Here is a 17,257-nt window from a genome sequence, read left to right as displayed (position 1 = left end):
CGAGACCGCCGCACCGTCCCCCGCCCGGCACTGGCACACTCTTCACCGTCGCCCGGGTCCGACGCGGCCTCTCGCCCGCGTCCGGCAGGCCGGGTGATGCAGGGTGGGCCACCCGCGCCGTCCACGCCACGTATGGCCGCCGCCGGAGGGGGGAAAACGGGTCGGGCGCGCCCGGTCGGGCTGCCGACTCGTGCCGAGGTGGGGCCGTGGGAGGCGGCATACCCGCCTCCCGTACCGTCACCCACCGTGCGCAGTGCGGGCGTTGTCCACCTCCGGGGTGCTCCCTCGCCCCGACTGCGGACCCTGTAGGGTGCGAATTACCGCCTGATTGCCCTATATGCGCATCCGTTGTGTGTCCCGCCGAAGCAAGGAGCCCTCTCCGACATGGCCGCCCGCCACGCCACCCCCCGCGCGCGCAGGAAGACGAGCCGCCGCACCAAGGCCGTGAGCGGTTTCGCCGTGGCAGCCGTCGTGGGTACGGCCCTGTGGGCGTGGCCGGCGCTGGGAGAGGACCACGCCAGGTCCTCGTCGAAGGACCGTCCCACCACCGCCGCCTCCCCCACCTCCCAGGCGCACGCCGCGGCCCCCGCCCGCCCGCACCTCTCCTCCTCCCGGAGCGAGGACGACAAGGCCACCGGGGAGATCCCGGGCCTGACCACCGCCGACCGCGCGAAGATCCCCGCCGTCTCCCGTCAGGTGCTCGTGGTCACCGGGGACGGCGTCAACTCCACCACCTCCACGGTGGTCCTCTACTCCCGGGCCAAGGGGAGCAGCCGCTGGCAGGCGGGCACGGCCTGGCCGGCGCACAACGCGGCGCACGGCTGGACGACGGACCACCACTACGGCGACCTGCGCTCGCCGGAGGGTGTCTTCACCCTCACCGACGCAGGCGGCAAGCTGGCCGCGCCGGCGGGCACCAAGCTGCCCTACGACCGCAACGACGCCTTCGTCGCGCACGGACACGGCGTGGAGGGCGAGCCGCTGGGCGACGCCTTCAACTACGTGATCGCCATCAACTACAACCGCGTGGCGGGCAGCTCCCCCCTGGACCCCCGACGCCCGCAGGGCGCCGCCAAGGGCGGCGGCGTCTGGCTCCACGTCGACCACAACGGCCCCACCCAGGGCTGCGTCAGCCTGAAGAAGCCCGCGATGCGCGAGCTGCTGCGGACACTCGATCCCCGTCTGCACCCCGTCGTCGTCATGCGTCCCCGCGGCCACTGACCACCCCGGCGACCCACACCTGCCACCGCTGCCTCGGCCTCGCCCGCTCTCACGCTCCCGCTTCCCGCGCCTCGGGCCCGGTACGCAGGTGACCTCCTGACGGGGCCGAGCCCGTGGTACTCCTTGCCCATGGCGACGGACCCCGCTGACCCCCGGAACCCGACCGGCCCGCGCACCTCTCCCGACCCGGCCGTCTCGCCGAGCGCTGCCGGAGAAGCGCACGCTCCGACACCCCGCGGGGCGCAGCCCCGGCCCACGGGCACCGGCGGGGTGTTCGCCTCGACGCCCCCGCACCGGACCTCCGCCTCCGCCGCCCCGGCATCCTCAACCACTTCCGCGTCCTCCGCCTCCGACGGCCCCGAGCCCGAGGCAGGACCGGCGGGCCTCGCCGGCCCCGGCCCGCTGCCCGCCCCGCACCCCGGCCCCCGCGACGCGCTGACCGACGTCGCGGGCCTGCGGGTGGGCCACGCCCAGTGGCAGGACGGGCGCCGCCTGACCGGCACCACCGTGGTCCTGGCCCCGGACGGCGGGGCCACCGCCGCCGTCGACGTGCGCGGGGGCGGCCCGGGGACGCGGGAGACCGACGCCCTCGACCCGCGCAACCTGGTGCCGGCCGTGGACGCCGTCGTGCTCACCGGTGGCAGCGCCTTCGGCCTGGACGCCGCCTCCGGGGTCGCCGGCTGGCTGGAGGAACAGGGCCGGGGGGTACGGGTGGGGCCGCACCCCTGGCAGGTGGTGCCGGTCGTTCCGGCCGCGGCCCTGTTCGACCTGGGGCGGGGCGGCGACTGGAAGGCCCGCCCCGACGCCTCGCTGGGGCGGGCGGCCGTCGAGGCCGCCGCGGCCCGGCAGCCGGGTCACCTCGTGCCCCAGGGGAACGTCGGGGCCGGTTCGGGCGCGGTGGCCGGCGGTGTGAAGGGCGGCATCGGCACGGCCAGCCTCGTCCTCCCCTCGGGCGTGACGGTGGCGGCCCTCGTCGCCGTCAACGCCTCCGGCTCGGCCTTCGCCCCGGAGAGCGGACGCCTGTACGCCTCGCCGGACGCCGACGAGGCGGTCTCCCCCGACCCGGACCTGCACGCCGGGGCGGCGCGGCGGCTCGCGGCGGCCGTGGAGGAGTCGGCGGCCCGCGTGGCGTCCCTGGGTGCGCCTCCCCTGAACACCACGCTCGTCGTGGTGGCGACCGACGCCGACCTCCAGCGCGCCCAGGCCCAGAAGTTGGCCGGGACCGCCCACGACGGTCTGGCCCGCGCCCTGCGCCCGGTGCACCTGTTGACGGACGGTGACACGGTCTTCGCGCTCGCCACCGCCCAACGCCCGCCGGCCCCCTCCTCACCAGGTGGACCAGGCGACGCGGCAGCCGCTCTCCAGGTCCCCGTCCAGGCCCTCAACGGCATCCTGGCGGCGGGCGCGGAGGTCGTGGGCCGGGCGGTGGCCAAGGCCCTGCTCGCCGCGCGGGGCGTCGACGGGCCGGGCGGGGTCTTCCCGTCCTACGAGGACCTCTACGGCGACCTCTACGGGACACGCCGCAACGGTGGCGTGCCCGCCGACGAGCCCCCCACCGGCGACGCCCCGGACTGAGAGGCCCCGGCTGACGGGCCCCGGACTGACAGGCCCCCGAATGTCAGGCCCCCGGCTGACGGGCCTCCGGCTGACAGGCTCTTGGCTGACAGGGCCTCACGGGCCCCGCGTCACGTCCGCACCCGCCACCCCCGCCACACACCGTGACGCCTACCGGTCCCCGGTCGCGGACAGGCCGGTCGCGGAGGTCCGGAGAAGCTCCATGGCCTGGGCAATCACGGGATGCTGCGCGGCCCCGTTGCGGGTGGCCGCGAGGATCCTGCGGGCGGGCGCCGGTTCGCCCGACAACGGCACGCGGACCACGGGCCACCCGGTGGTGATGCGGGCCAGGCGCGGCACCAGGATCACGCCGAAGCCGTGCGCGACCATGGCCTGCCCGGTGTCCCACTCGTCCGCCTGGTGGGCCATGTGCGGGGTGAAGCCCGCCGCCATGCACGCCGTCACCACCAGCTGGTGGTAGGTGGTGCCCGGGGTGCCCAGGATCCACGACTCCCGGGCCGCGTCCGCCAGGGAGACGCCCTCGCGGCCCGCCAGCGGGTGGCCGGCCGGTACGACCAGGTCCAGGGGGTCGTCCAGCAGCGGCTGCTGGTCGAAGCGGTCGTCGGACAGGGGAGGCGAGTCCGGGGTCACCACGACCAGGCCGAGGTCCGCCTCCTCCGCCTGCAGGAGCTCGAAGCAGCGGGCCGGTTCGGCCTCCACCATGCGGACACCGAGCCGCGGGTGCCGGTCGCGCAGCGCCGCCGCGGCCGACGGCAGGAGGTAGGTCGCGGCGGTGGAGAAGCCGCAGAGGGTGAAGGTGCCCGAGGGCTCCTGCACGGTCGTCGCCAGCTCACTGCGCGCCCGCTCCCACTGGGCCTGCAGGACGGCGGTGTGCCGCAGCAGGGTGCGCGCCGCCGCCGTCAGCTGGATGCCCCGCCCCGAGGGTTCGACCAGCTTCACTCCGAGCTGCCGCGCCAGCTGCCGCAGCTGGTAGGAGACGGTCGACGGCGGGCAGCGCATGGCCTCCGCGGCGGCCGTCACGCCCCCGTACCGGTCGACCATCTGCAGGACCTTGAGCTTGGGATCGATCATTCGAACAGTTTGCACGGTCAACTGCAAAAGTGTGCGATTGTGCCCATTGGTCACCTGTGCCACGCTGCCGCACGTGTTGTCCACCAGTCTCTCCAGGCGCCGCCACCGGGTTGCCCTCGCGGCTCCGTCCCCGTCGCGCGACCGCCGGGTGACGACAGGGCTCTACGTGCTGGGTGCCGTCACCTTCGGGGCCTTCCTGCCCAGCTCGCTCCACCCCGGCCACCGGCCCGCCCTCCGGACCGAGGCACTGCCGCTCACACCGGTCCTCGCCGTCTCCGTGCTCGTCGGCGCCCTCGCGCTGCTGCTGCTCGGCCCCCTCTCCGACGCCTTCGGCGCCCGGCCGGTGCTGCGCGCCGGCATCGTCACCGCGGCGCTCGGCTCGGCCTGCTCCGCGCTCGCCCCGAGCACGGGGTGGCTGCTCGCCGGTGGCGCGGCGCAGGGCCTGGCCCTGGGCGCCGCCACCGGCGCAGCCGCCACGCTGGTCAGTGGCGGGAGGGGGCGGTTCAGCCGCCGGCGCGGTGCCGTGGCCACCGGCCTCGCGTTCGTCTCGGGTACGGCCGCCGGCACCTGCGCCGGCGGCGTCCTCGCCCAGTACGCCCCGGCTCCGCACGTCCTGCCCTACGCCCTCCACCTCGTTCTGCTGGTCCCCGCCTGGGGTCGGGTCACCGCCCTGGAGCCGGCCCCCGCGGCGGCGAGGCGATCGCCGCGGCTCCGGCCGAGGGCCGCCCGCGTGCCGGCGGGCACGCGGGCGCTGTTCGCCACCGCCTCGGCGGTCGGCTTCCTCGCCTGGGCGACGGCCGGCCTGTTCCTCGCCGTCCTCCCGACGCTGCCGGCGCGGGCCGGCGCCCACGGCACGGCAGTCACCGGTTGCGCCCTGGGGGGCGTGTGGGCGTGTTCCGCCCTGGTCCAGCCGCTGGCCGGACGGCTGGACGCCCACCACGCGCAGCTCGTCGGCCTCGGGGCCCTGCTGGCTGCCCTGTCCGTGCCGGCGGTCACGGCCGGCCGGTTTGCCCCCCTCACCCTGTGCGCGGCGGTGGTGGCGGGCGCCGGGCACGGACTCGCCCACGCGGGCTCGGTCGCCGCCGTCGACGCGCGAGCCCCCCGCGGCACGCGTGGTGGCGTCACCGGCGCCCTCTACCTCTTCTTCCTGCTGGGCTGCGGGGTGCCGGCCCTCGCCCTCGGGCTGCTGTCCCCGGCGTTCCCGCCGGCGGCGGTGGTCTCCGTGACGGCCTCCGTCGCCGCCGTCCTCGTCCTCCCCGTCAGTGCCGCGGTCGCCGAGGTCGACCGCGGCGTCCGCACCGCTCCGAGCGGGGTGGTCATGTACCTCGACACCCGATCCCTTCGCGACGAGGTCTCCGCCTGACGCGTCGCGCCGACCGGCAACGGCTTCGCAGCCCGGTCGCCCCACCCGGCCCCTACGGCCGGACACGTAAGCAGCACGACGGCCGACGGTCCACTGCCGCGGCCGGGCCGTGTGGAAAGACCGCTCCGGGCGGGACCCGCCCGGAGCGATGTGTGAGGAGTTCTTGTGCCGGCTGTACCCCCTGAGACCCGCACCGTGGCCCCGGAGCCGCCGACGCCCGGCAGGACGACGGTCACCGACCCCGCAGTGACGAGGCGGGCCATCGGGGCGGCGGCCATCGGGAACATCACCGAGTGGTTCGACTTCGGCGTCTTCGCCAACCTGACGCCGGTGCTCACCGCGGTGTTCTTCGCCGGCGCCGGTGAGACCGTCGGCACGATCGGCACGCTCGGACTGTTCGCCGTCGCCTTCCTGGTGCGCCCCATCGGCGGCATGTTCTTCGGCCCCCTCGGCGACCGCATCGGCCGTACCAAGGTCCTGTCCATCACGGTCGTCATGATGGCCGTCGGCACCTTCGCCATCGCCTTCATCCCCGGCTACGGCTCCTGGGGCCCGGCCGCGCCGCTCCTGATGCTCCTCGCCCGCCTCGTCCAGGGCTTCTCCACCGGCGGCGAGTACGGCGGAGCGATGACCTTCATCGCCGAGTACGCCCCCGACCGGAAACGCGGTTTCCTCGGCAGCTGGCTGGAGTTCGGCACCCTGACCGGCTACCTCCTGGGTGGCGTCGCCGGCCTGGTCATCCAGCTGCCCGGCGTGATGTCCCACGCCGACCTGCTGGCCTGGGGCTGGCGCATCCCCTTCCTGATCTCGGGGCCGATCGGCGTCATCGGGCTCTACCTCCGCCTGAAGCTGGAGGACACCCCCGCCTTCCAGGCCGTCGTCGCCGAGTCCGAGGGCCGCGAGGGCAACCAGACGTGGAAGGAGATCCGCCGGATCTTCGCCGCCCACTGGCGTCCGATGCTGGTCTGCATGGGCCTGGTGCTGGTCTTCAACGTGGTCAACTACATGCTCACCACGTACATGCTGGAGTACATCGGCAAGTTCGCCCCGGCCGTGAGCGCCACCTGGGCGCAGCTCCTGGAGATCGCCGTCCTGGCGCTGGGCATGGTGCTCATCACCTTCGTCGGCCGCCTCTCGGACCGCATAGGCCGCAAGCCCGTCATCTACTTCGGCTGCGCCATGCTGGTCGTCCTCGGCATCCCCTCGGTGCTCCTCATCCAGCAGAACACCCTGATGTCCGTCTTCTCGGGCCTGGTCCTGATGTCGCTGATGCTGCTCTGCTTCAACAGCACCGTCCCCTCCACGCTGCCCGCGCTCTTCCCGACCGAGGTCCGGTACGGCGGTCTGTCGATCGCCTTCAACATCTCCGTCTCCCTCTTCGGCGGCACCACCGCCTTCTTCAACGCCCTCCTGGTGAAGGGCACCGGGGACGTCAACGTGCCCGGCTACTACCTGATGGCCGCCGGCGTGATCGGGGCGGTCGCCTGCTGGTTCGTGGCGGAGTCCGCGGGCCGGCCCCTGCCCGGTTCCGCGCCCGCGGTGGAGCCGGGGGAACCGCAGAGGCCGGGGCGGTCGGTGCGACCGGTCGACGAGAAGCGGCCCTGACCCCCGCCCCCACCCTCCCGTCCGCTTGCTCTACGGCCCCGCCGAGCCGAGCAGCGACCCGGCGGCGTAGGTGACCGCCATGGCCACCGCGCCGCCGCCGGCATTGCGGAGGATGGCGGGACGGGCCCTGGCCTCGCCCAGGCGGGCGCTGCCCCAGCCGCACAGCGCCAGCGCGACGAGCACCGAGAGCACGGTCACTGCGAGCCGGAGCGAGGTGGGCGGCAACACGATGGCCAGGAGGGGCAGCAGGGCCCCGGCGGTGAAGGCCAGGAAGCTGGCGCCGGCCGCATGCCAGGGGTTGGTCAGCTCGTCCGGGTCGATGCCCAACTCGACCTCGGCGTGAGCACGCAGGGCATCGCGTTCGGTGAGCTGCTCGGCGGCCTCCCGGGCGAGTTCGGGGGACAGCCCCTTGCCCTCCATCAGGTGTGTCAGCTCCGCGAGTTCGGCTTCGGGGTCGGTGTCCAGCTCACGCTTCTCCAGGGCGAGCGCGGCCCTCTGGGAGTCGCGCTGGGTGGAGACCGAGACGTACTCGCCCGCGGCCATCGAGATCGACCCTGCCAGCAGCCCGGCCAGCCCCGCGGTCAGCAGTGCGGCGCGGGAGGCGGTGGCACCGGCGACCCCCACGACGAGTCCGGCGGTCGAAACGATCCCGTCGTTGGCCCCGAGCACGCCGGCCCGCAACCAGTTCAGCCGTTTCCCGCCCGCGCCGTGGTGCGGTTCCTCGTGCCGCTCCGCCTCGCCGCGCTCACCCCCCTCAGGGCCCTTTTCGCGGACAGCTTCCCGGTCGGCACCGGCCTCGCGGGGTGCCGTCCTCCCGTCCCTGGGCACCGGGCTCTCCTCGGGCCCGTCCGCCTCGAACCTGGCGGCGCCGCGCTCTGACTGGTCGTCTTCCACGCGACGAGGATGCCACCGATGGAGGCCGCTGCACGGCACCCGCCCGGACGAGGCCGCGTCCCACCCGGACGGAAGGTCGCGGCACCGTACCCGGCCCGGGCGGCGGGACGGTCCGGGTGGAGCGAACGGCCCCGGTGGGGTCGGTCGGTCCGGGCCGGCTCGGCGGCACGGGGGGAGCGGTGATAGAACCGTCCATATGCCCGCAGTACCCCCCACAGTGATAGCCCGTCACCCAGCGCAGCCGCGTCGGCGGCGTCGCCTGTGGTGGCACCAGTTGGTGATCGGCCTCTGGGCGCGGCCGGTGGAGGTGCTCGACCAGGCACGTGACCGCGGGGTATGGGGCGCGGCGCTCGCCCTCAGCCTCCTCGCCGGAGTGATCGGCATCGCCACGACCCCGGCCTGGCAGTCCCAGTGGCGGCTGGACGGCGGGCAGGCGATGGAACTCGCCGGCATCGCCGTGGGCGGAGTCGTCCTGGCGAGCCTCCTCCTGGGGTCGGTGACCCAGGCCATGGCCCGCACCCTCGGCGGCGCCGGCCGGTTCTCCCCCACCGTCAGCATGTTCGTGGTCGTCTTCTGGACCACCGACCTGCCCCGCCTGGTTCTGAGCCTGTGGCTGCCGCACGACTCGGGCGTGCTGGGGGCGGTCACCTGGACGACGTGGGCCTTCGGGTACGGGCTCGCGGTACTGCTCATCCGCGGCCAGCACCACCTGGTCACCGCGAAGGCGATGGCGGCCGTCACCTTCCAGATGGCGGCGGCCCTCCTGCTGCTGCGGACCGGCCCACTGCACTGACCGCTCCCGGCCTCCTCCCTCGGGGCGGCCTGTGGCGGCTCACCGTCCGCGGGCCGAGAGGTCCCGTACCAGGCTGGCGAAGGCACGCTCCTCCGCCTCGGTGAGTTCCACCGACTCGCGGGAGGGCCCGGCCTGGACGGGCACCGTGTCGAGCAGGACCGGTCTGGACTCCTGCCCTCCGGATGCCTCGACCGCCTCCCACTCCTCATCGAAACCCCTGCGGACCATGCGGGCGAGACCGACGATCCAGACCGCCGCCGTCAGGACGAGCACGGCGAGGACCACTTGCTGCTGGGCGGAGAGGGAGGGGAACACCGGTCCTCCAGGTGCCTGCGGTGGAGTGGGAGAGGCGTGCTCGCAGTGCGTCGGCCGCGGCGGGGCCGCCCGGGGCGGCGGGGCACCCCGCAGTGGGGGGCGTCGGCGTGTGCCGTCGTCTCGGGCCGTTCCGCAGTCCGCTGCGGGGCTGTTATGGCCATGCCCGGTGCGCACCCGGACGAAACGGACGCCGCACCATGGACTGTCGGTGTCTGCCAGAACGCGGAACAGGCTGCGACCCACCCCCGTCCCGTGGCGGCGCCGCCCCGCCGCCGCACCGCCCCCAAGCCGCCACCCCCGCCGTACGGTTGCCGAACCGTCCGCCCGACTCGCCGCGCAGGCACCTCCCGTGGGGGCGCGCCCTGAGCACGCACCGGGAGCCGGCCCCGCCGGTCAATCGTTCACCTGACCGAGCAGCCACCGGACAGTGTGAGCAACCACCCCCCGCCGCACCACGACTGCCCGTCCCGGAAGCCGGCAGCCCCGGACCGGAACCCATCCATGGACGAGCACGGCCCCCTCCCCTGACCGACGTCAGAAACCCCCCGTAACAGGCACCCCGCCTCGACGGCCCGGCCCCCGCCCTGCGACCCTGGAAGAACCCCGCACCCGCCACGAAGTGGCGTTCGTCACACGCGGGTGGGCGGGGAACCAAAACCCTCCCTTTGGTGCTGTTGAGAAGCACTGGACAACAACACACGCATATGGAGCAGCCCGTGACATCGGCGGACAACACCGCGTCCACTCAGCCCAGCAGCCGGCGCCCGCTGCGCCGTGGTCTTGCCGCGGTCTCCCTGTTCACGGTCGGCGCCCTCGCGCTCGCCGCGTGCAGCGGCTCCTCGGGCTCCGACGACGGCAAGAACCAGTCCCAGGCCGGCGCCGACATCGCCGCCGCCAAGAAGGCCTCGGACGCGAAGATCGTCGTCTCGGCGAAGGACGGCTCCACCGGCGCCAGCATCAACAGCACCGGCGTGAAGGTCAGCAAGGGCAAGCTGACCGACGTGACGATGGTCCGCGTGGACACCGGCGCCAAGGTCGCCGGCGACATATCCGCGGACGGCACCAGCTGGAAGCCCGGCGTCCAGCTGGAGCGCGGCACCAAGTACCGCATCACCGCCAACGCCAAGGACTCCCAGGGCCGCGCCGCGACGGAGAACTCGACCTTCACCACCGTCTCCAACGCGAACAGCTTCATCGGCACGTTCACCCCCGACCAGGGCAAGACGGTCGGTGTCGGCATGCCGGTCTCCTTCACGTTCGACAAGGCCATCACGAACAAGAAGGACGTGCAGTCCCACATCACCGTCTCCTCCAGCAGCGGACAGCAGGTGGTGGGCCACTGGTTCGGCAACCAGCGCCTGGACTTCCGCCCGCAGGACTACTGGAAGGCCGGCTCCGACGTCACCATGAAGCTGGACCTGGACGGCGTGGCCGGTGCCGACAACATCACCGGCGTGCAGTCCAAGACCGTCACCTTCCACGTCGGCCGCTCGCAGGTCTCCACCGTCGACCTCAGCAGCCAGACGATGTCCGTGGTGCGGGACGGCAAGACCATCAAGACGATCCCGGTCTCCGGCGGCAGCCCCCAGCACCCCACGTACAACGGGCAGATGGTCATCTCGGAGAAGTTCGCGACGACGCACATGGACGGCTCCACCGTCGGGTTCGGCGGCGAGTACGACATCAAGGACGTGCCGCACGCCATGCGGCTGACCACCTCGGGCACCTTCATCCACGGCAACTACTGGGGATCGCCGGGCGTCTTCGGCACGGCCGGCACCAGCCACGGCTGCGTCGGCCTGCGGGACGTGCGCGGCGGCGGCGGGGACACCCCCGCCAAGTGGTTCTACGACAACTCCATCGTCGGTGACGTGGTGGTCGTGAAGAACTCGCACGACAAGACCGTGCAGCCGGACAACGGCCTCAACGGCTGGAACATGTCCTGGGACCAGTGGACGGCGGGCAGCGCCGTCTGACACCGGGCGGGCCGCCCGGAGACCGGGCGGCCACCTCACCGCACAGGCCGGAGGCCGGCGCCCCAGCTGGGGTGCCGGCCTCCGGCCTGTGCGGCCCTCTGCTCGCCCGGGCCGCGGGTGGGCGGTCAGGCCGCCGCGTCGAACCCGGTGTCGCGCGCCATGCGCTTGAGTTCCACCAGCGCGTGCTTCTCGATCTGCCGGATGCGCTCACGGGTGAGGCCGTGCTGCTTGCCGACCTCGGTCAGGGTCCGCTCCCGGCCGTCCTCGATGCCGTAGCGCGCCTTGATGATGGAGGCGGTGCGGCCGTCGAGACGGTCGATGAGGTCCTCCAGCTCCTCGCTGCGCAGCAGCGTGAGGACCGACTGCTCCGGCGAGGCCGCGGAGGTGTCCTCCAGGAGGTCCCCGAACTGGGTCTCGCCCTCGTCGTCCACGGACATGTTCAGGCTCACCGGGTCGCGTGCCCAGTCCAGGACGTCGGTGACGCGTTCGGCCGTGGAGTTCAGCTCGGCGGCCACCTCGGCGGGCTCCGGGTCACGTCCGTGCTCGCGGTTGAACTCCCGCTGCACGCGCCGGATCCGGCCGAGCTCCTCCACCAGGTGGACGGGGAGACGGATGGTGCGGGACTGGTCGGCGATGGACCGGGTGATGGCCTGCCGGATCCACCACGTCGCGTAGGTGGAGAACTTGAAGCCCTTGGTGTAGTCGAACTTCTCCACCGCGCGCACGAGACCGGCGTTGCCCTCCTGGATCAGGTCGAGCAACGGCAGGCCGCTGCGGGGGTAGCGCCTCGCCACCGCGACCACCAGACGCAGGTTGGACCGGATGAAGACGTCCTTCGCCTTGGCGGCCTCGTCGGCGAGCGCCTGCAGCTCCTCGTGGCTGGCGCCGGCGGCGTCGGTGTCCTCGACCTCGCCGGCCAGGATCTTCTCGGCGTAGACGCCCGCCTCGATGGTCTGCGAGAGTTCGACCTCCCGCGCGGCGTCCAGCAGCGGGGTACGTGCGATCTCGTCGAGGTACATGCCGACCAGGTCGCGGTCGGCGATCTCCCCGCCTACGGCGCGAACACTGTTTGCCGCGTCAGGACCGCTGTCTGCGCTCTGACGACGGGCGACGGCACGGGTTGCCATGCGAGTACTCCCTTGGCGATGAGTCGGTCGCGGGACGGTGACGGCGCCACCACGGACGGCCCTGGCGAAGCCGGGCGGCGTGCTCTACCTCAGTTCTGGTCGGCTGTCCTCCCGGGTGCCCCGTCCGAAGGAAACAACGGCTGGAATCCGGACAGAATTCCCCAGTCAGGCCGACGTTTTTGTGATCATGCAGTACCCTGCTGGCCGCGTGACGGCGGTCCTATGTCTCTCCACCACCGTCAGGCCAGGTCAGCGGGGTCCCGGCCGCTCCGCGGGAACGACGGTCCGCCTCCGGCGGCGCCCCCACTGAGGCGTGCACCACACCCGGAACAGACCCCGGTCGGGGCGCCCGGAGCAGACCCCGGTCGGGCTCGCCTCCGAACCCCTGCCGGGCCCTTCCGCCGCCGTTCCCAGGGCACTCGCGCGCCCACCGGCCGGGACGCCGTGACGCGGCGCCGCCCCTCGGTTCCACCACGTCACCGGCTGCTGTGTACCGGACCCGGCTCACTGCCCCACCGGGCCACGGATTCTCTCCGTACCGGCTGCCCCTCCTGGGCGGGACGATGCCCGTTCCGGGCCCGGCTGTCCGCGACCGTGTCCGAGGCCGCCTCGTCCCAGCCGGGCGACGCCGGCCCGGCGCAGCGCCCGGCGGCGCCCCCCGCCGCGGAGTAGGCCGCGCCGGGCGCGGGCACTCGACTCTCCGAGCGCCGGATTCCGGCCCCGGACACGGTCGCGCTGCCTTGTCGTGCGGCCCCGGACAGAGCAGGTCCCGAGAAGCACCCGAGGGGCACCCGAGCGGGTCCCGGCAGGGCAGCGGCGGAGAGGAGAACCTCATGTTCAAGCTCAACCGGCGACGCGGCAGGGCGGCGGAGCAGCGGGGCCGCAGGGCCGCGACCGGCGAGGACACCCGTACCCGGATGCACACCCGGGAGGGACACCGCGGCGCGGCGGAGGGACCGGACCGGAGCGGAGCGGACACCGGCCGGACCGGAACAGGCGTGCCGGAGCGAGGCGGGGGCCGCGCCGCGGCGGAGCGACCGGCGCAGACGGCAGCGGCAGCCGGCGGCGTCGGGACGGGCGTGCCGGAGCGGGGTGGCGGCCCGGCAGCGGCACCGCGGTCGCGCCTGGGTGCGCTGATGCTGAACTGCGGCATGCCGGTGGTGGCCGCGGTCTTCTACGGCGGTTACGGCGCCCACCTGTACCGGATAACGGGCCACACCCTCGGCAGCACCATCCTCATGGGCGCCGTGATGACGGTCGCCTCCGCGCTGCTGATGGTGGCGGTGATGCTGGTACGCCGGCGTCTGATACCGGAGACGCGGGCGGCCGCCTTCGGCGCGGTCTTCGGCGCGATGTTCGGGTGGATCTACGAGGTGGGGGGCACGGCCTCGGCGCTACGGGCAACCCTCACCGGAGCGCTGCTGGGTGCGGCGATGTTCATCGTGATGCTGTACGTCTTCTACAACTTCGGGGACCGGGGCCGTACCGCGACCGCCGCCCAGGCCCTCGCCCGTCACGGCGGCCACCGGCGCCTGCGCCACCCGGTGGCCCGCCCCACCGGTCGCTGACGGCGAGCGGATACCGCCGACCGGTGGGCCAAGGTGCCGGTGGCCCGGGCAGAACCCGGGCCACCGGCACCTTTTTCTCCTGCGGTCCGTTTGTCGCAGCCCCTCCTGTGATCCGTCTCCGCCGACTGCCACCCGTCCCGGCTACACCGCCCCGAGGTCGGCGGCGTTCCACCGCTCGGGCGTCAGCCGCATCTCCACCATGGGGGCGGGCTGCGCGAACATGTCGGTCACGTAGGTGGGGACCGAGGCCACCGGCAGGTACCGCTCGGCGATCGCGGCGAAGCTTTCCGGCCGGGCCTCGTGGAAGGAGACCCGGCCCTCCACGGCGACGTAGCGGTAGGTCGGCTGGACGCGCTGGACGGTCAGCGTGCAGCGCCCGGCTGCCTCGATCAGCCGGGCCTTGCGGGACTGGCGCCCGGTGTAGATCACCAGGTCACCGCCCGGTGTGTAGCCGTACCACACGGGAGCGGCCACCGGCCCCCGCGCGGCACCGGCGTCCACCGCGAGGACGGCGACGTGGGGCTCGGCGAGGAAGGCCTCGCGCTCGTCGGCGGACAGCGCCATGGGGGCCTCCCGGGTGACGGAACGCTTCTCCTGATCACCTTCGCACGTGGACCCCGTGCCGGCCCCCCGGGCGGGCCGTCCGGGCCCCGGCGTTCCCGGCCGTTCCCGTCGCCGAGGACGGCAGGGACGTCGGGACGGGGCCGGCGACGGGACCTGCGGCGCATCGCCGCAGGTCCGCTACCGTCGCTGCCCCGTCCCGGTTCCCGTTCCCGTCAGTGCACCATCACCGGGATCTGGGACTCGGCCTCGCCGGCGCCGTCCGCCTCGCGCGAGCCGGCTGCCGGGCCGGCGGCGCCGGACGGGCCGCAGGTGTTGACGAAGGTGAAGGCGAGGACCGCGGCGAGGGCGAGGATGCCGACCGCCCACCAGATGGCGGACGAGAACCCGTGGACCATCGCCTGGAGCTTGAGCGCCTCCACCGAGGTGGCGCCGGCGGCGTGAGCGGTGGCGTAGGCGGTGGTCGCGCCGGCGGCGATGGTGTTGAGCAGTGCGGTGCCTATCGCGCCGCCGACCTGCTGCGAGGTGTTGACCATCGCCGAGGCCACTCCCGCGTCGCTGGGCTGGACCCCGTGGGTCGCCAGCGACATCGCCGGCATGAACGCCGTGCCCATCCCCAGGCCCATCATGATCAGGCCGGGCAGGATGCCGCTCGCGTAGGGGGTGTCCAGGTCGATCTGGGTGAGCACCAGCAGACCTAGCGAGGCGAGCGCGAAACCGGGGGCCATCAGGTAGCGCGGGCGGACGCGGGTCATCAGGCGGGCGCCGATCTGCGTGGAGCCGGTGATCATGCCGGCGACCATGGGCAGGAAGGCCAGTCCGGTGGTCACCGGCGAGTAGCCCTTGACGACCTGGAGGTAGTAGGTCAGGAACAGGAACAGGCCGAACATGCCGATGACGGCCAGCGCCAGCGAGAGGTAGACCCCGCCGCGGTTGCGGTTGGTCACCACGCGCAGCGGCAGCAGCGGTCGCCGGGTGCGCGACTCGACGACGAGGAACGCGGCCAGCAGCACCACGGCGGCGGCGAACAGCCCCAGGGTCACGCCCGCGGTCCAGCCGTCGGACTCGGCGCGGGTGAAGCCGTAGACGAGGGAGACCAGACCGGTCGTGGCGAGCAGGACGCCGGGGACGTCCAGCCGTGAGCGGTTGCGGGACCCGGCCGGCTCGGTGATCACCAGGACGGCACCGGCGGCGGCGACCACCGCGAACGGGATGTTGACGAAGAAGGTCCAGCGCCAGTCCATGTACTCGGTGAGCACCCCGCCGAGTATGAGGCCGACCGCGCCGCCACCACCGGCGATGGCTCCGAAGATGCCGAACGCCTTGGCGCGCTCCCGTGCCTCGGTGAAGGTGACCGCCAGCAGGGAGAGGGCGGAGGGGGCGAGCAGGGCGCCGAAGACCCCCTGGAGGGCCCGCGCCCCGAGCAGCATGCTGGTGCTGCCGGCCGCGCCGCCGAGGGCGGAGGCCAGGGCGAAGCCGATGAGCCCGACGGTGAAGGTGCGCTTGCGGCCCCAGAGGTCCGCGATCCTCCCGCCGAACAGCAGGAGGCCGCCGAAGGCGAGGGCGTAGGCGGTGATGACCCACTGCTTGTTGCCGTCGGAGATGCCGAGGTCGGCCTGGGCGGAGGGCAGCGCGATGTTCACGATCGTCGCGTCGAGGACGACCATGAGCTGCGCGAGGGCGATGAAGATCAGGGCTTTCCAGCGTCTGGGATCGACGGCCTGGGCTGTAGCGGACATGCGGTGACCACCTGAGGGTTCGTGGGACGAGGACGCGGTGAGGCGTCGAGACGGTGCGCGGTAGGGCTCGGGCACGGCGGCTGCGCCGGCTTCCGGGCCGTGAGGTGTCGTCCTCCCCGTGCCGCGGCCCACCGCACCGGTCCCGGGAGGGACGCCGCCCCCGTCACGAGGACAGCGGTGACGTCCACGAGGACAGTGGTGGCGTCCGTCCCCTGCGGCATGCCGGTGGCGGCGTGCCGGGGGAGGTGAGGAGCCTGACGTGGGAGGAACGGAGCGTTACGGGCAGGACGGGGTGGGGTGCGGGCCGTGCGGGCGTCGTCGACCGCCTCGGCCGCAGCTTGCGGACGGAGAGGGTGCCCACCCTCGCGGGCGGGAAGGGAGCCCCGCCTTCCCGGGCGGGGAGGAACGGGCCGGTCCGCCGCCGGGTGCCCGCCGTCGGCCGACGGTGGGTGTCGCGGTGGGGGCCGGTGTGGAGCGGGTCAGGACCGGCGGAGGGCCTCCAGGGTGGCCGCGTGACCGGGCAGTTCGGTGCTTCCGGGGGCCCGCAGACCGTCCAGGAAGATGTCGAGGTGTCGGTGGGTGTAGCGGTCGAAACCGGTGGGTTCCTGGCCGGCGCTGCGGTCGTCGTCGGTCCCCGGTGAGGAGCCCGCCGGACAGCCTCCGCAGCCTGGCAGCGGTCGGGTGAGCTGGGTGAGGGCCACCGTGAGGTCCCCCCGTTCGACGTCGGGGCGGAGCTGGCCGCTCGCCCGCGCGTCGGACATCAGGCCGTCGACGGCCGCCTCCATGCGGACGCGTGCCTCGGCGAGATCGGGGTGGTCACGGTCGACGGCCTCGTTCAGCAGCAGGCACAGGGCGCCCACCCGCTCGTCGGCCGCCGCGTGGGCGAAGGCCGACAGCGCGCGGAACGGGTCGCTCTCCCCGGTCCGCGACCGCTCCGCCTGGTCGGCGACGCGGGAGAGGACCGAGAGCGTCACGTGGTGGACGAGGTCCGCGCGGTCGGCGAAGTTGCGGTAGAGGGTGGCGTTGCCGACGCCCGCCCGGCGGGCGACCTCGTCCAACGACACCTCCGCTCCGTGCTCGACCATCATTTCGCGGGCCGCGGCCACGACCCGGTCGCGGTTCCGGCGGGCGTCCGCCCGCAGGCGGGGGCGCGCGTCCTGCGAGGTTGCTGCGGTCACGGTCGCCCTCCCTTCGGTTCCGCGCGACGGGGCGGTCACGCTGGTCTGCCCGGCTCTCCGGGCCACTCGGCGACTCTCTCGCGCCGCAGTGACACCCGTGTAAACGGGGAGCACCTCCCCGGTTATTTCCCTCGCCACCTGTGACCTGGAGCACATGCCGAGCGCAGCCCCGGAATCACGGCCTCCGGGTCACCCGACCGGCCGCCGCTCACCCCACCGGGTGACGGTCCGTCTGCCGTAGTCCGACGCGCGCACCGCTCCGGAGCCGACC

At 73.8% G+C, this 17,257-nt stretch carries 14 protein-coding genes; 7 read left to right on the top strand and 7 right to left on the bottom strand.

Features of this window, described 5'->3' with window-relative positions:
• The first annotated feature begins 384 nt into the window (after positions 1-384).
• Positions 385-1,221, top strand: a complete 837-nt coding sequence (locus tag ACFV3R_RS16105) for a L,D-transpeptidase family protein (protein ID WP_385582039.1) — start codon at positions 385-387, stop codon at positions 1,219-1,221.
• A gap of 129 nt (positions 1,222-1,350) precedes the next feature.
• Entirely contained in the window at positions 1,351-2,796 is a 1,446-nt protein-coding gene (locus ACFV3R_RS16100; protein ID WP_385582036.1) for a P1 family peptidase, read from the top strand.
• A gap of 150 nt (positions 2,797-2,946) precedes the next feature.
• Here the strand turns inward: ACFV3R_RS16100 and ACFV3R_RS16095 are convergent, their stop codons facing one another.
• Positions 2,947-3,867: a LysR family transcriptional regulator gene (locus ACFV3R_RS16095; protein ID WP_385582033.1), complete on the bottom strand. Its 921-nt coding sequence runs from the start codon at positions 3,865-3,867 to the stop codon at positions 2,947-2,949.
• Positions 3,868-3,940: 73 nt separating this feature from the next.
• Here ACFV3R_RS16095 and ACFV3R_RS16090 point away from each other — a divergent pair, with 73 nt between their 5' ends.
• Both ACFV3R_RS16090 and ACFV3R_RS16085 read left to right on the top strand, forming a co-directional pair.
• Positions 3,941-5,230 (top strand): MFS transporter, encoded by a 1,290-nt coding sequence (locus ACFV3R_RS16090; protein WP_385582030.1) that lies wholly within the window; start codon positions 3,941-3,943, stop codon positions 5,228-5,230.
• Between the two features lie 165 nt (positions 5,231-5,395).
• Positions 5,396-6,835, top strand: a complete 1,440-nt coding sequence (locus tag ACFV3R_RS16085; protein WP_385582027.1) for an MFS transporter — start codon at positions 5,396-5,398, stop codon at positions 6,833-6,835.
• Between the two features lie 30 nt (positions 6,836-6,865).
• On the opposite strand, the gene ACFV3R_RS16080 is transcribed toward ACFV3R_RS16085, so the two are convergent.
• Positions 6,866-7,525 carry a VIT family protein gene (locus ACFV3R_RS16080; RefSeq protein WP_385582264.1) on the bottom strand — a complete coding sequence of 220 codons (660 nt, stop codon included), beginning with the start codon at positions 7,523-7,525 and terminating at the stop codon, positions 6,866-6,868.
• A gap of 481 nt (positions 7,526-8,006) precedes the next feature.
• Here ACFV3R_RS16080 and ACFV3R_RS16075 point away from each other — a divergent pair, with 481 nt between their 5' ends.
• Positions 8,007-8,522, top strand: a complete 516-nt coding sequence (locus ACFV3R_RS16075) for a YIP1 family protein (RefSeq protein ID WP_385582260.1) — start codon at positions 8,007-8,009, stop codon at positions 8,520-8,522.
• A gap of 39 nt (positions 8,523-8,561) precedes the next feature.
• On the opposite strand, the gene ACFV3R_RS16070 is transcribed toward ACFV3R_RS16075, so the two are convergent.
• On the bottom strand, positions 8,562-8,837 hold the full coding sequence (locus tag ACFV3R_RS16070) for a hypothetical protein (RefSeq protein WP_385582025.1): 276 nt from the start codon (positions 8,835-8,837) through the stop codon (positions 8,562-8,564).
• 704 nt (positions 8,838-9,541) lie between these two features.
• Here ACFV3R_RS16070 and ACFV3R_RS16065 point away from each other — a divergent pair.
• Complete coding sequence (locus ACFV3R_RS16065) at positions 9,542-10,813, top strand: Ig-like domain-containing protein (protein ID WP_385582022.1); 1,272 nt, start codon at positions 9,542-9,544, stop codon at positions 10,811-10,813.
• Between the two features lie 125 nt (positions 10,814-10,938).
• Here the strand turns inward: ACFV3R_RS16065 and ACFV3R_RS16060 are convergent, their stop codons facing one another.
• Complete coding sequence (locus tag ACFV3R_RS16060) at positions 10,939-11,940, bottom strand: RNA polymerase sigma factor RpoD/SigA (RefSeq protein WP_385582019.1); 1,002 nt, start codon at positions 11,938-11,940, stop codon at positions 10,939-10,941.
• A gap of 833 nt (positions 11,941-12,773) precedes the next feature.
• Between ACFV3R_RS16060 and ACFV3R_RS16055 the strand changes: the two genes are divergently transcribed.
• Positions 12,774-13,508, top strand: a complete 735-nt coding sequence (locus ACFV3R_RS16055; protein WP_385582016.1) for a hypothetical protein — start codon at positions 12,774-12,776, stop codon at positions 13,506-13,508.
• A 141-nt stretch (positions 13,509-13,649) separates the two neighbouring features.
• Here the strand turns inward: ACFV3R_RS16055 and ACFV3R_RS16050 are convergent, their stop codons facing one another.
• The 3 genes from ACFV3R_RS16050 to ACFV3R_RS16040 all read right to left on the bottom strand — a co-directional run bounded on the left by ACFV3R_RS16050 (position 13,650) and on the right by ACFV3R_RS16040 (position 16,986).
• Complete coding sequence (locus ACFV3R_RS16050; RefSeq protein WP_385582013.1) at positions 13,650-14,072, bottom strand: pyridoxamine 5'-phosphate oxidase family protein; 423 nt, start codon at positions 14,070-14,072, stop codon at positions 13,650-13,652.
• Between the two features lie 212 nt (positions 14,073-14,284).
• Positions 14,285-15,808: an MFS transporter gene (locus ACFV3R_RS16045; protein WP_385582010.1), complete on the bottom strand. Its 1,524-nt coding sequence runs from the start codon at positions 15,806-15,808 to the stop codon at positions 14,285-14,287.
• Positions 15,809-16,287: 479 nt separating this feature from the next.
• On the bottom strand, positions 16,288-16,986 hold the full coding sequence (locus tag ACFV3R_RS16040) for a TetR/AcrR family transcriptional regulator (protein WP_385582007.1): 699 nt from the start codon (positions 16,984-16,986) through the stop codon (positions 16,288-16,290).
• Between the last annotated feature and the right edge of the window lie 271 nt (positions 16,987-17,257).

It is taken from the genome of Streptomyces sp. NPDC059740, assembly GCF_042733155.1.
Taxonomy (GTDB): Bacteria; Actinomycetota; Actinomycetes; order Streptomycetales; family Streptomycetaceae; genus Streptomyces.
This window is presented reverse-complemented; position numbering and strand designations above follow the sequence as displayed.